The sequence below is a fragment of the Streptomyces alanosinicus genome (assembly GCF_014650595.1).
GTDB lineage: Bacteria > Actinomycetota > Actinomycetes > Streptomycetales > Streptomycetaceae > Streptomyces > Streptomyces alanosinicus.
In genome coordinates this window covers 125177-138555 of record NZ_BMVG01000001.1, presented here as the reverse complement: position 1 = coordinate 138555, position 13379 = coordinate 125177, and the positions used below count along the sequence as shown (strand labels likewise).

Below are 13379 nucleotides of genomic sequence, written 5' to 3'. Positions count from 1 at the left end.
GGTGCGGGCCCGTGCGGGCCCGCACCGGTTCCGGCTCCCTACCAGCCGGGGGTGGCCACGAGGGCCGGTGGCGCAAGGGCCGCGCCGTCCGTGGGATCGGTCATGGTGACCAGGATCCGGCGCCTGCCCCGATAGGGCCTGCGGCCGTGGGCGACCGCGATGTTGTCCACGACCATCACATCGCCGGCCTGGTAGGGCTCGGCGACCGTCGCCGCGTCGTAGGCCGCACGGATCTCCTCGATCACCTCCCGGGTGATCGGACTGCCGTCCCCGTGCAGCGTGTTGTACGGCAGTGCCGACTCGCCGAGTTCGTCGGCGAACTCCTGCAACTCCGGTTCGAGATTCCAGCGGTTGAAGAAGACACCGTGATTGAACCAGCTGTCCTCGCCCGTGTCAGGGTGGCGCATGGTCGCCCAACGGCGGTAACGCACCTGGACGTTGTCCCCGTCGCGGCGTACGGCCGTGTGGTTGCGGGCGCAGTACTCCTCCAGTTCGGCGAAGGTCTCCACCCCGTAGACCGACTGCCAGCTGAAGCCGATGCCCGTGCCGAAGTTCCGCTGGTAGATCCAGCCCTCGGCGGCGAACCGGTCGCGCAGCCCAGGGTCGAGTTCGCGGTACACCCGCCGGGTGTCGCAGACGGGCGTCTCGCCGCCCTCGGCCGCGGGGGTGTCGCACCAGAAGTACAGATGGCGCGGCCAGCGCAGCACATGGGAGCTCTCGTTGTGCACGAAGATCGACCGGTCGGCCGGGTACTCCGTGGAGGTGAACACGGCGCCCGACACATGGGAGCGGGGCGTGGCCCGTTCCTGGTACTCGGCCCAGGTGCCGCCGCTCAGCGCGCCGACGACCTCCTGGAAGACACCCTCGTCGGGTACCGGGAAACCGCGCAGGACCACGGCTCCGTGGTGGTGCAGCGCGGCCCGCAGCGGCTGTGCGTGCCGGGCGGCCCATCCTTGTGCGTCGCGGACGCCGGCGGAGGTGACGATCAGCGGGAACGTCCCGTGCGTCGTGCAGTCCTCAAGCGCGGCAGTGACGTCGTCGACCGTGCGGTCGTGGCTGGTCATGAGGCGCACTCCTCGTCGAGCCGGGCGGTGTAGTCGGTGAACCGGGGCGCGGTGAACAGCAGCTTCAGCGGCACGTGCCGCCCCAGTGCCTCGCGCAGCCGCACGGTCGCCTGGAAGGCCAGCAGTGAGTTGCCGCCCAGGTCCTCGAAGAAGTGCTGGTCCCCTTCCGGTGGCGGGCAGCCGAGCACGTCCGTCCAGATCTGGCCGACCCGGGCCTTGGTGTCCGCGGTCACGGCGTTGTTCGCGGGGTTCAACGTGTCTCCTCGTTCACAGGTACGGGTGTGGTGTTCTCGCTGTCGGGACGGGCCAGGCCGAGCGCCTGGGACCGGTCGACCTTGCCGCCGGGCGTGCGGGGCAGGGAGGGGACGACGCGCAGCCGGCGCGGTGCCACCGGCCCCATCAGCCGCTCCGCCAGGGCGGCGCGCAGTTCCCGCAGGTCCAGCGTGTCGCCGTGGCTCTCCACCACGAGGTCGATCACCGGGCCGCCCGGCCCGTCGACCGCGCAGGCGATCGCCGCGGACACCCCGGGCACGGTGGCGGCCACCGCCTCGATCTCGCCCAGTTCCACCCGGACACCGCCGACCTTCAGCTGGTCGTCGCGGCGCCCCAGGAAGACCAGGTCGCCGCCGGGCAGCCGGCGTACCAGGTCGCCGGTGCGGAAGGTACGGCCGTGCCGGCCGTAGCCGAAGCGGTCGCCGGCCGGTTCGCCGGAGTCGAGGTAGCCGAACGCGACGCCGGGGCCGCAGATCACCAGCTCGCCCGAGTCGGAGCCGAGGCCGTCGACCGGGAGGAGGGACAGCCGGGTGCGGTCGATGGCCTGCCCGATCGGCACCGGCCCCTCGGCCACCGGGGCCGTGCAGGGGTGGTGGGTGGAGTCGACGCAGGTCTCGGCGGGTCCGTACTGGTTGACCAGACGTGTGTGCGGTGCCTGCCGCAGCACCCGGTCCGCCACCGCGCCCTGCAGTTGTTCCCCGCCCGAGTACAGCAGCCGCAGGGAGGTCCAGTCCGTCAGCAGCCCGGACATCTCCACCAGGGACAGCACGGACGGCGCGAAGTGGGCGACGGTGGCCCGGTGCCGGACCGCTGCCTGCACGGCCTCCTCCGGGTCCGCGTACGGACCGTCCTCGGTGAGCAGCAGCGTGGCTCCGTGCAGCAGCGCCGCCGTCGTCTCCCACACCGCGAAGTCGAAGGAGACGGCGGTGTGTTGCAGCAGGACGTCGTCCCCGGTGAGCGGGTAGGCGCGCTGGCTCCAGTCGACCCGGTTGGCGAAGCCCGCAACGGACAGCACCGTGCCCTTGGGCGTGCCGGTGCTGCCGGACGTGAAGACCAGATAGGCGGCTTGGCCGGTGGGCCAGCGCAGCGGGTCGGACAGCTCCCCGTGCGTACGCGGATCCACCCGGCTGATCCGGGCCGTCCGGGCGTCGCCCGAGACGAGCAGCGCGCGCCCGCCGAGCTGGCGGAGCACATGCCTGCGGCGCGCCGGTGTCTCGTGGTGGCGTACGGGTACGTAGGCCAGTCCGAGCCGCCAGCCGGCCAGCATGGCGGCGAGGTGCCGCGGCGAGCGCTCGACCTCCACCGCCACCACCGTGTCCGTACCGGACGTACGGGCGCTCAGGGCGCGGGCGGCGGTGTCGGCGAGGGCGGCCAGTTCCCCGTAGGTCGTCCGCTCGCCGTCGGCGCCGATGACCGCCGGCCGGTCGGGTGCGGCGGCGGCGACGGCACGGAACCTCTCGTACAGTTCCTCGGCGTGCTGTGTCATCGCACCCCTCGGGCCAGCAGCGGGTGCAACTCGTCGAGTGCCGCGAAGGTGTGCGCGATCTCGCCCTCGGTGTTGTACAGGTACGGCGCGATCCGCAGCCCCGCGCTCTGCCGGTGTGCCGCGAAGTACGGCTGGGCGCAGAAGTACCCGGAGCGGCACATCACTCCGTACGAGTCGCTGAGCGCGCGGGCGACCGCGGACGGATCGGGTACGCCCCGCAGGGTCACCGTCAGCACGGGCAGCCGGTTCTGCTCGGACAGGCCGCCGAGGACTGTCAGATAGGGGCGGGCCTTCGCCTCCCGGAGCAGCGCGTCGACCAGAGACGCGTCGCGCGCGGCCAGTTCGGCCGGGCCGATCGCGTCCAGGTACTCCAGGGCGGCGCCCAGTCCGTAGACACCGCTGATGTTCGGGGTGCCCGGCTCGAAGCGGTAGGGCGCGCGGCGCAGCCGGAACTCGTGCTCGTCCGCCCAGTCGACGGTGCCGCCGCCGAGCCGGGACGGAGTCAGCGCCTCGATCAACCGGTCGCTCAGGTACAGCACACCGATACCGGTGGGGCCGAGCATCTTGTGCGCGGAGAAGGCCAGCGCGTCGACGGATTCCCCGACCTGCGGCAGCCCGTGCGCGGCCAGTTGCGCCGCGTCCACCACGGTCCAGGCACCCGCCTCGCGGGCGAGCGCGGCCAGCCGGTCGACGTCGGCGGTGTGTCCCGTGACGTTGGAGCAGGCGGTGAGGACCACGACCTCGGGGGAGCGGTCCAGCACCGAACGCAGGGCTTCCTCGTCCACGGTGGCGTGCTCGCTCGCCGCGAGCCAGGCCGTGCGGCACCGTTCCCGCCAGGGAAGCTGAGCCGAGTGGTGCGCGTCGAGCGGGAGCGCGACGAGATCACTGTCCGTGAGCGCCAGACCGGTGGCCACCAGATTGATGCCGTCGGTGGCGTTGGCGGTGAAGACGATGTTGCGCGGTGGTACTCCGAGGCGGGCGGCGATCCTGGCCCGCACCTGTTCATAGCGTTCGGACGCCTCCTCGGACAGGATGTGCTTGCCCCGGTGGATGTTGGCGCTGACGGAGTCGTAGTAGCGCGCCATCGCGTCGATCACCGACCGCGGCTTGAGGGAGGTGGCGGCGTTGTCGAGGTAGACGAGGGGGCCCGCGTCCACGGTGCGCTGCAGGACCGGGAAGTCGGCGCGGAGGTCCATGGCGGTGGTCACAGCAGGACTCCCTCGGGTACCCGGCCCGGTCCGGAGCAGGTGCTGAACTTGCCCGAGCGTTCCGCTTCGATGTGGGTGACGGCGGTGCCCTCCACGCGCCGCACACGGGGGAGCAGGGCGCGCAGCCGGTCCTGTACGGCCGGCACGGTGTCGGCAGGAGCGTCCTCGCCGGTGATGATCCGGCAGATGGCGCTGTCGGGCGTTGCCTGGTCGATCCGGTAGTGACGGATGCCGGCGATGTCGGCCAGCGCGTCATCGGCCTGGCGAGCCGTCACCAGGCGTCCCTCCGCGCCGTCGACGAGGCCCGTCGAGGCGCGGCCGTGGTGGACCACGGTGCGTCCCGCGGCCCCGCAGGGACATCGGCCGCCTGGTTCGACGAGATCCCCGGTGCGGTAGCGGACGTGCGGGGAGAGCTGGTCCCCGACGCTGGTGATCACGAGTTCGCCGATCTCACCGGGGCCGGCCTCGTCGCCGGACTCCAGGAGGATCTCGTGGTGGAAGGTCTCCTCGTTCAGATGGCGTGCCCCGGCGGGGCATTCGATGCCGAGCCAGCCGAACTCGGACATGGAGAGGACCTCGGCCACCGGTGTCCCCTCGGGCAGCGCGTCGGTGATGATCCGGCGTGCGGCGTGGGTGAGCAGCGAGTAGGTGAGGACGACGGCCCGGGCGGGCAGCGCGGTCAGGCCCCGGCTGCGCATCTGCCCGCAGAGGAAGGCCAGGTGGGTGGGGTCGGCGTAGAGCCATGCCGGCCGGTAGGCGGCCAGCTCGTCGAAGATCTTGTCGATCATCGTCCGGGGAGTGGCCAGCACGTCGTGCGCGATGGACAGCACCAGCGTGCCGTCGGGCAGGGTGCGGTCGGCGAGGGTGGACAGCGGCGTCGCGCATTCCACGTCCGAGCAGTTCGGGGCGGCCAGGCGGGCCACCTTGCGATGGGCCGCGCCGAGCAGCCGCTCGCTCAGGGGCGGGTTCGCGGCGGCGGTGACGGCCATGCGCTCGGCCAGCAGGGGGCGGTGCACCACGGTGACCAGCCGATCGCCGGTGGTCCCCGAACTGCTGCTGGTGTACGTCAGTTCCGGCAGGGATTCCTCGTGATTGACGACGCGGGCGGGAAAGCCTCGCCGGAAATCCGCCTTGCTGGTGAACGGGAGCTTCCGGAACGCGTCCGGTCCGTCGACGTGCAGTCGGCCCGAGGGCGCCAGACCTGCCCGGTCGATGAGTTCTCGATAGAAAGAAAGGGAGCGGTATGCGAATTCCGCTTCTGCGCAGGCCGCGGAGAGCGACCCGCGTATGTCTGACAGCACTTTTCCCCCTAGGAAGTGAAAACGGGCTTCGTGCTCACACCGGTGTGGCGAGCACGGACGCGATCACCGCGGGATCCACATTTCCGCCGGACACCACGGCAACCACGGGTCCCGCCCCGGTCGGCGGGATGTAGCGCCCACAGAGAAAAGCCGCCGGGGCGACAGCTCCCGACGGCTCGACGACCTGCTTTCCGTGACAGGCGAGACAGTGCAGCGCACGGTCGATGTCGTCTTCCGAGACGGTCACGATGTCGTCCACGAGCCGACGTATGTGAGCCCACGGCAGGGTGCCGAGCGAGGTGGCGCGCAGGCCGTCCGCCCGCGTCCGGTACACGTCCTCGGTGGGCCAGACCGCACGCTCGCCGGCGCGCAGGCTCGCCGCCGCGTCTCCCGCCAGCTCGGGTTCCACGCCGACGACCTTGACGTCGGGGCGCAGCGTCTTGATCGCGACGGCCACTCCGCTGATCAGCCCGCCCCCGCTGACGGGCACCAGCACGGCGGACAGGGCGGGTGTCTGTTCCAGGATCTCAAGACCGGCCGTGCCCTGGCCGGCGATGACGTCCCGCGCGTCGAAGGGGTGCACCACCTGCGCACCCGTCCGTTCGGCGAGTTCGTAGGGGTACACGTCCCGCCGCTCGGGGGGTACCAGCTCCACGGTGGCGCCGAGTGCCCGCACCCCGTCGACCTTCACGTCGGGAGCGGTCCTCGGCATCACCACGGTGGCCTTGACACCGTGCAGGGCGGCGGCATGGGCGACGGCCTTGCCGTGATTGCCGCTGGAGAAGGTGATCACTCCTCGGGCCCGGACCTCCTCCGGCAGCGAGGCGACCGCGTTGTAGGCGCCGCGGATCTTGAACGAGCCGAGCAGTTGCAGGTGTTCGGACTTGAGCAGCAGCTCCGGCGGCCGGCCGCCGGACGCGGTGACGGCACCGTCCAGGGGCAGTACGGGTGTGCGGCGGATCAGCCCGCCGAACCGCCGGCCGGCGGCCACGATCTCACTGATCCCGACCAGGGGTAATTCTGATTCAAGGGACATCGTCACTCCAGATCTTCCTGACCGTTTTCGGTGTGGACTGTCCGGATGAAGACTGGTCTCGCTGAAAAATAGCTGACCGCGGTCGAAGGCCGAGTCTACTCCAACCCGCCGCTGTATATCGGAACTTAAATCAGTGTACCGGTCAACTGCAAGGTCCGGCCTGCGGTTTTGCTCATGATTGACGGTCGTCGTGCCGTGCCGACGAAGTTTTCTGGACTATTTCGCGCGTATTTCACGATCATGGAAAAGAGTGCGGGATAGCCAGTTGGCGTGAACAGGGTGCCTGTTGGCGTGCGGAAATCGGAAAACCGGGGTGTTTCGCCGCCCGCGGTGTGCGCCAAGTGGCTGGAAGTGTGCGCAGGGCCGTGGCCGCGGGCGGGTTCCGGGCGGGGCGCGGCGGCCCGCGGGGATACGGCCGGACGCTGGTGGGCCGCGGTTCGCGCGGCCCGCCGGCCTCGCCGCGCAGGGCGGGCGGCCGCCACGGAATGGCCGGTTCGCGGTGAACGGATCTGCGCAGTCGTGCGTCGCCGCCGGGTCATGCGAAGACGGCCTGTACCGCGCGGGTACAGGCCGTCAGCCGGACGACCGGGACACCGGCTCGGGTCGGTGCGCGGGCGTGCGGCCGGTGGGTCGCTGTGGGGTCAGCTCGCCTGCTCGACGTCCCGCAGCAGACAGGTCAGCCGGGCGCTGCACACCCGGCGGCCCTCCTCGTCGCTGATCACGATCTCGTACGTCGCCGTCGAACGGCCCCGGTGCACCGGCGTGGCCACACCGGTCACCAGGCCCGAGCGGACCCCGCGGTGGTGCGTGCAGTTCAGGTCCACGCCGACGGCGATCTTCGAGCTGCCGCCGTGCAGCATGGAGCCGACCGAGCCCAGGGTCTCCGCCAGCACCGCAGAGGCGCCGCCGTGCAGCAGGCCGTACGGCTGGGTGTTGCCCTCCACCGGCATCGTCCCGACGACCTTCTCCGGCGAGGCCTCCAGGACCTGCACTCCCATGCGGGTGCCCAGGTGTCCGGCCGAGAACAGGGCGGGCAGGTCCACACCGAGTGCCGCGTACTCGTCGATGATCTCCTGCGGGAACTTCACGTGCTGCTGCTCACCCATGGGCCCGGCTCCGTCCTTCGTCACCTGTCTGCTCGCTGAGCAAACGCTCAGTCGGCCGCCGATTGTTCCAGACGGCCCGCCGGGCTCCCCGCGTGGTCCTCAAGTCGTACGACGACGGACTTGCTGGCCGGGGTGTTGCTGGTGTCGGCGGTCGCGTCGAGCGGGACCAGGACGTTCGTCTCGGGGTAGTACGCCGCCGCGCACCCCCGGGTCGTCGGGTAGTGCACGACCCGGAACCCGGGCGCCCGCCGCTCCACGCCGTCCTTCCACTCGCTCACCAGGTCGACGTACGCCCCCTCGGCGAACCCGAGCGCCCGCGCGTCCTCGGGGTGCACCAGCACCACCCGGCGGCCGCCCCTGATGCCCCGGTAACGGTCGTCCAGGCCGTAGATGGTGGTGTTGTACTGGTCGTGCGAGCGCAGGGTCTGCAACAGCAGCCGTCCCTCGGGCAGTTCGGGATACTCCACCGGCGCCGCCGTGAAGTTCGCCTTGCCCGTGGCGGTCGGGAAGCGGCGCTCGTCACGCGGGGCGTGCGGCAGCGTGAAGCCGCCCGGCCGGGCCACGCGCGCGTTGAAGTCCTCGAAACCGGGGACCACGCGCGCGATGCGGTCACGGATCGTCGCGTAGTCCTTCTCGAACTCCTCCCACGGCACGACGCTGTCCGCGCCGAGCACCCGGCGCGCGAGGCCGCAGACGATCGCGGGCTCGGAGCGCAGTCGCGGGCTCGCCGGCGCGAGCCGCCCGCGCGAGGCGTGCACCATGCCCATCGAGTCCTCGACGGTCACGAACTGCTCGCCGCCGCCCTGCAGATCCCGCTCGGTGCGGCCCAGCGTGGGCAGGATCAGCGCCCGTGCGCCCGTGACGACATGCGAGCGGTTGAGCTTGGTCGACACATGCACCGTCAACCGTGCGCGGCGCATCGCGGCCTCGGTCACCTCGGTGTCGGGCGAGGCGGAGACGAAATTGCCGCCCATGGCGAAGAACACCTTCGCCTCGCCGTCGCGCAGCGCGCGGATGGCCCGTACGACATCGAAGCCGTGCTCGCGCGGCGGCGCGAACCCGAACTCCTTCTCCAGCGCGTCCAGGAACGCCGGTGCGGGCCGCTCGAAGATGCCCATCGTGCGGTCGCCCTGCACGTTCGAGTGGCCGCGCACCGGGCACACGCCCGCCCCCGGCCGGCCGACGTTGCCGCGCAGCAGCAGGAAGTTGACGACCTCGCGGATGGTCGGCACGGCGTGCTTGTGCTGGGTCAGGCCCATGGCCCAGCAGACGATGGTCCGCTTCGAGGCCAGCGCCATGCCGAGCGCCTGCTCGATCTCCGCGCGCGTGAGTCCCGTCGCCCTGAGCGTCTCGTCCCAGTCGGCGCCGCGCGCGGCCGCGGCGAACTCCTCGAAGCCGTGGGTGTGTTCGCGCACGAACTCCTCGTCGACCGCGCCGTCCGTCTCCAGGATCAGCTTGTTCAGCAGCCGGAAGAGCGCCTGGTCGCCGCCGATGCGGATCTGCAGGAACAGATCGGTGAGGGCGGCGCCCTTCAGCATGCCCTGCGGCGTCTGCGGGTTCTTGAACCGCTCCAGGCCCGCCTCGGGCAGCGGATTGACGCTGATGATCCTCGCGCCGCCGGCCTTGGCCTTCTCCAGCGCGGAGAGCATGCGCGGATGGTTCGTCCCCGGGTTCTGGCCGGCGACGATGATCAGATCGGCCTGGTAGAGGTCCTCCAGCAGGACGCTGCCCTTGCCGACGCCGAGGGTCTCGTTGAGCGCCGAACCGGACGACTCGTGGCACATGTTCGAGCAGTCCGGCAGGTTGTTCGTGCCCAGCTCGCGCGCGAAGAGCTGGTACAGGAACGCGGCCTCGTTGCTGGTGCGGCCCGAGGTGTAGAAGACGGCCTCGTCGGGGGAGGAGAGCGCGGCGATCTCCTCGGCGACGATGTCGAAGGCGCGCTCCCAGGTGACCGGCTCGTAGTGCGTGCCGCCCTCGGCGAGGTACATGGGGTGGGTGAGCCGCCCCTGCTGGCCCAGCCAGTAGCCGCTGCGGCCGGCCAGGCCGGCGACGGAGTGCGCGGCGAAGAACTCCGGGGTGACGCGGCGCAGGGTGGCCTCCTCGGCCACCGCCTTCGCGCCGTTCTCGCAGAACTCCGCCTTGTGCCGGTGGTCCGGCTCCGGCCAGGCGCAGCCGGGGCAGTCGAAGCCGTCCTTCTGGTTCACCCGCAGCAGCGTCAGCGCCGTGCGCCGCACGCCCATCTGCTGCTGGGCGATACGCAGCGTGTGCCCGATGGCGGGCAGCCCCGCGGCCGCGTGCTTCGGCTCCGCGACCTGCGGCGCGTCCTGAACCGGATCGCCCTTGGGCGGCTTCGTCGCCATCGCCCGCTCCCCTTCGACTGGGTGTGCCCTGTGCACGGTCGATCCTCCCACGCGCCACCGACAACGGTGCCGTCGCCTTCTTCGCCATCCGCTCCCCGTCCCCGCCGGTCCTCGTCGCCGCCGCAACGGTGCTCAGCCGTGACGGAGGCAGTCGACGGCGCCGAACCCACCGAGATCACCGCGGCGACACCGCCCGCACACCGAGTGACCGAGCCGCGACCTTCGGCTGCCCCGCAACGGAGTGTCAGTGCGGCGTGGCAGGATCGGGGACGTGGCAGAGACAGCATCGAAGAAGACCGACAAGACCCCCGGCGGTACCCGTCCCCGGCTGATGCTCATGGACGGGCACTCGCTGGCCTACCGCGCGTTCTTCGCGCTGCCCGCGGAGAACTTCACGACCGCGACCGGCCAGCCGACGAACGCGATCTACGGCTTCGCGTCGATGCTGGCCAACACCCTGCGTGACGAGGAGCCCACGCACTTCGCCGTGGCCTTCGACGTCTCGCGCAAGACCTGGCGCTCCGAGCGGTTCACCGAGTACAAGGCGAACCGCTCCAAGACCCCGGACGAGTTCAAGGGCCAGGTCGAGCTGATCGGCGAGCTGCTCGACGCCATGCACGCCCCGCGCTTCGCCGTCGAGGGGTACGAGGCGGACGACATCATCGCCACCCTCGCCACCCAGGCCGAGGCCGAGGGCTTCGACGTGCTGATCGTCACCGGTGACCGCGACTCCTTCCAGCTGGTCACCGACCACGTCACCGTGCTCTATCCGACGAAGGGCGTCTCGGAGCTGACCCGGTTCACCCCGGAGAAGGTTCTTGAGAAGTACGGCTTGACGCCCGCCCAGTACCCCGACTTCGCGGCCCTGCGCGGCGACCCGTCCGACAACCTCCCCGGCATCCCCGGCGTCGGCGAGAAGACCGCCGCGAAGTGGATCAACCAGTTCGGCTCCTTCGCGGAGCTGGTCGAGCGCGTCGAGGAGGTCAAGGGCAAGGCCGGGCAGAACCTCCGCGACCACCTGGAGTCGGTCAAGCTCAACCGGGTCCTCACCGAGCTGGAGCGCCAGGTCGAGCTGCCGAGGTCCGTCCCCGACCTGGAGCGGGCCCCGTACGACCGCACGGCCGTCGCGATGGTCCTGGACACCCTGGAGATCCGCAACCCGTCCCTGCGCGAGCGCCTCTTCGCCGTCGACCCCGGCGACGAGGAGGCCGCGGCCACGCCGGTCGCGGCGGACGGTGTGGAGATCGACGGCACCACCCTGGGCACCGGCGAGCTGGCCCCCTGGCTCGCCGAGCACGGCGCCGAGCCCCTCGGCGTCGCCACGGTCGACACCTGGGCGCTGGGCGCCGGCTCGGTCGCCGAGGTGGCCCTGGCCGCGGCCGGGGGAGCGGCCGCCTGGTTCGACCCGGCCGAGCTGGACGAGGCCGACGAGAACGCGTTCGCGGCGTGGCTCGCCGACGCCGGCCGCCCCAAGGTGTTCCACAACGCCAAGGGCGCCATGCGGGTCTTCGCCGAGCACGGCTGGACCGTCGAGGGCGTGGCCATGGACACGGCGCTCGCCGCCTATCTGGTCAAGCCGGGCCGCCGTTCCTTCGACCTGGACGCGCTGTCCTTGGAGTACCTGCACCGCGAGCTGGCGCCCGCCGCCACGGCCGACGGCCAGCTGGCCTTCGGCACCGACGACGGCGCCGAGGCCGAGTCCCTGATGGTCCAGGCCCGCGCGGTCCTCGACCTCGGCGGGGCCTTCGAGACCCGCCTGGCGGAGGTCGGCGCGGCGGACCTGCTGCGCGACATGGAGCTGCCCACGTCCGTCCTGCTGGCCCGCATGGAGCGGCACGGCATCGCGGCCGAGCGCGCGCACCTGGAGGCGATGGAGCAGACCTTCGCGGGCGCGGTGCAGCAGGCCGTGAAGGAGGCCCACGCCGCCGCCGGCCACGAATTCAACCTGGGCTCGCCCAAGCAGCTCCAGGAGGTGCTCTTCGGCGAGCTGGGCCTGCCCAGGACGAAGAAGACCAAGACCGGCTACACCACGGACGCCGACGCCCTGGCCTGGCTCGCCACCCAGACCGACAACGAACTGCCGGTGATCATGCTCCGCCACCGGGAGCAGGCCAAGCTCCGCGTCACCGTGGAGGGCCTGATCAAGACCGTCGCGGGCGACGGCCGTATCCACACCACCTTCAACCAGACGGTGGCCGCGACCGGCCGGCTGTCCTCCACGGACCCGAACCTGCAGAACATCCCGGTCCGCACGGACGAGGGCCGGGCGATCCGCCGCGGCTTCGTGGTCGGCGAGGGCTTCGAGTCCCTGATGACCGCGGACTACAGCCAGATCGAGCTGCGCGTGATGGCCCACCTCTCCGAGGACGAGGGCCTGATCCGGGCCTTCACCTCCGGCGAGGACCTGCACACCACGGCCGCGTCCCAGGTGTTCGGCGTCGAGCCGGCGGCGGTGGACGCGGAGATGCGCCGCAAGATCAAGGCGATGTCGTACGGCCTGGCCTACGGCCTCTCCGCCTTCGGCCTCTCCCAGCAGCTGAACATCGAGGCGGCGGAGGCACGCGCCCTCATGGACGCCTACTTCGAGCGCTTCGGCGGTGTCCGGGACTATCTGCGCCGCGCGGTCGACGAGGCGCGGGCGACGGGCTACACGGCGACACTCTTCGGCCGCCGCCGCTATCTCCCCGACCTCAACAGCGACAACCGCCAGCGCCGCGAGGCGGCCGAGCGCATGGCCCTCAACGCGCCCATCCAGGGCACGGCGGCCGACATCGTCAAGATCGCCATGCTCAAGGTGGACAGCGCGCTGCGGGCAGCGGACCTGAAGTCCCGCATGCTCCTGCAGGTCCACGACGAAATCGTCCTGGAGATCGCCCCCGGCGAGCGCGCGGCCGTGGAAGACATCGTCCGCCATGAGATGGCCAACGCCGTCCAGCTCCGCGCCCCGTTGGACGTCTCGGTCGGCGTGGGCCCGGACTGGGAGTCGGCGGCGCACTAGCCTGCGGCGCCTGAGCGGGGGGAGCGTGCGGAGCTTGAGTGGGGAGCGTGCGGCGTTTGAGCGGAGAGAGCGGTGCGGCCAGGCTCGGCTGCACCGCCACCGCGCCCTCGCACCACCGGACCACCGGACCACCGTGCCGCCGCACCAGCGGACCACCGTGCCGCCGTGCCCCCGCGCCGTCGCACCGGCGCCCACGACGCAACGTCGGCCGAATCCCCGCAGGGACCGTCACTCACGTGGCCCCCGCCAAAACGCCCCCCACCCCCCACAGCCGCAAAACTGCGAGCATGGGTATACGCATGCTTCACCGCCGGACGCCCGAGGCAGCCACCCGGGCCTGGGCGGACACCGCCTCGGCGCAGGCCATGCCCGCCTCGCCGGTCCCGGCCCTCGCGGCCGACGCAAGCACCGCCCGCTTCCCCGCCGACGCGTCCGCGACCGTCCGCAGAGCCGCCACGGACCTCCGGCACGGACTCACCGGCCGGCCCGCCCCCACGGGCCACCAGGCCCCGGACTGGCGCCAGTGGGCCGACCTCGCCCGCGGCTA

Annotated in this window: 10 protein-coding genes; 1 reads left to right on the top strand and 9 read right to left on the bottom strand. The window is 71.6% G+C overall.

Going from position 1 to position 13379, the window contains the following annotated elements; translation table 11 throughout:
* Positions 1-38: 38 nt before the first annotated feature.
* The 8 genes from IE277_RS00620 to IE277_RS00585 form a co-directional block, all read right to left on the bottom strand.
* The gene (locus IE277_RS00620) at positions 39-1064 is read right to left on the bottom strand and encodes a TauD/TfdA family dioxygenase (RefSeq protein WP_189947400.1); all 1026 of its coding nucleotides are present in this window, start codon (positions 1062-1064) and stop codon (positions 39-41) included.
* The gene (locus IE277_RS00615; RefSeq protein WP_189947398.1) at positions 1061-1318 is read right to left on the bottom strand and encodes a phosphopantetheine-binding protein; all 258 of its coding nucleotides are present in this window, start codon (positions 1316-1318) and stop codon (positions 1061-1063) included. The genes IE277_RS00620 and IE277_RS00615 overlap by 4 nt, the downstream gene beginning before the upstream one ends.
* On the bottom strand, positions 1315-2823 hold the full coding sequence (locus IE277_RS00610; RefSeq protein ID WP_189947397.1) for an amino acid adenylation domain-containing protein: 1509 nt from the start codon (positions 2821-2823) through the stop codon (positions 1315-1317). Before IE277_RS00610 ends, IE277_RS00615 begins: the two co-directional genes overlap by 4 nt.
* Positions 2820-4031 carry an aminotransferase class V-fold PLP-dependent enzyme gene (locus tag IE277_RS00605; RefSeq protein WP_189947395.1) on the bottom strand — a complete coding sequence of 404 codons (1212 nt, stop codon included), beginning with the start codon at positions 4029-4031 and terminating at the stop codon, positions 2820-2822. The genes IE277_RS00610 and IE277_RS00605 overlap by 4 nt, the downstream gene beginning before the upstream one ends.
* The gene (locus IE277_RS00600) at positions 4028-5332 is read right to left on the bottom strand and encodes a phenylacetate--CoA ligase family protein (protein ID WP_189947393.1); all 1305 of its coding nucleotides are present in this window, start codon (positions 5330-5332) and stop codon (positions 4028-4030) included. Before IE277_RS00600 ends, IE277_RS00605 begins: the two co-directional genes overlap by 4 nt.
* A gap of 34 nt (positions 5333-5366) precedes the next feature.
* Positions 5367-6368, bottom strand: coding sequence for a threonine ammonia-lyase (locus IE277_RS00595; RefSeq protein WP_189947391.1), 1002 nt, complete (start codon positions 6366-6368; stop codon positions 5367-5369).
* Between the two features lie 641 nt (positions 6369-7009).
* A complete protein-coding gene (locus IE277_RS00590; RefSeq protein WP_189947390.1) occupies positions 7010-7474 on the bottom strand; it encodes a hotdog fold thioesterase in 465 nt (154 codons plus the stop codon).
* 47 nt (positions 7475-7521) lie between these two features.
* Entirely contained in the window at positions 7522-9834 is a 2313-nt protein-coding gene (locus IE277_RS00585; RefSeq protein ID WP_189947388.1) for an FdhF/YdeP family oxidoreductase, read from the bottom strand.
* Positions 9835-10105: 271 nt separating this feature from the next.
* Between IE277_RS00585 and polA the strand changes: the two genes are divergently transcribed.
* Complete coding sequence (gene polA / locus IE277_RS00580) at positions 10106-12832, top strand: DNA polymerase I (protein WP_189947386.1); 2727 nt, start codon at positions 10106-10108, stop codon at positions 12830-12832.
* 304 nt (positions 12833-13136) lie between these two features.
* Here polA and IE277_RS00575 read toward each other — a convergent pair whose 3' ends face one another.
* Complete coding sequence (locus IE277_RS00575; protein ID WP_189947385.1) at positions 13137-13289, bottom strand: hypothetical protein; 153 nt, start codon at positions 13287-13289, stop codon at positions 13137-13139.
* Positions 13290-13379 lie beyond the last annotated feature (90 nt).

Excerpts from the sequence above, each read along its gene's own strand:
- IE277_RS00620 (WP_189947400.1), bottom strand. The coding sequence starts at position 1,064 with ATGACCAGCCACGACCGCACGGTCGACGACGTCACTGCCGCGCTTGAG.
- IE277_RS00610 (WP_189947397.1), bottom strand. The coding sequence starts at position 2,823 with ATGACACAGCACGCCGAGGAACTGTACGAGAGGTTCCGTGCCGTCGCC.
- IE277_RS00595 (WP_189947391.1), bottom strand. The coding sequence starts at position 6,368 with ATGTCCCTTGAATCAGAATTACCCCTGGTCGGGATCAGTGAGATCGTG.
- IE277_RS00590 (WP_189947390.1), bottom strand. The coding sequence starts at position 7,474 with ATGGGTGAGCAGCAGCACGTGAAGTTCCCGCAGGAGATCATCGACGAG.
- IE277_RS00585 (WP_189947388.1), bottom strand. The coding sequence starts at position 9,834 with ATGGCGACGAAGCCGCCCAAGGGCGATCCGGTTCAGGACGCGCCGCAG.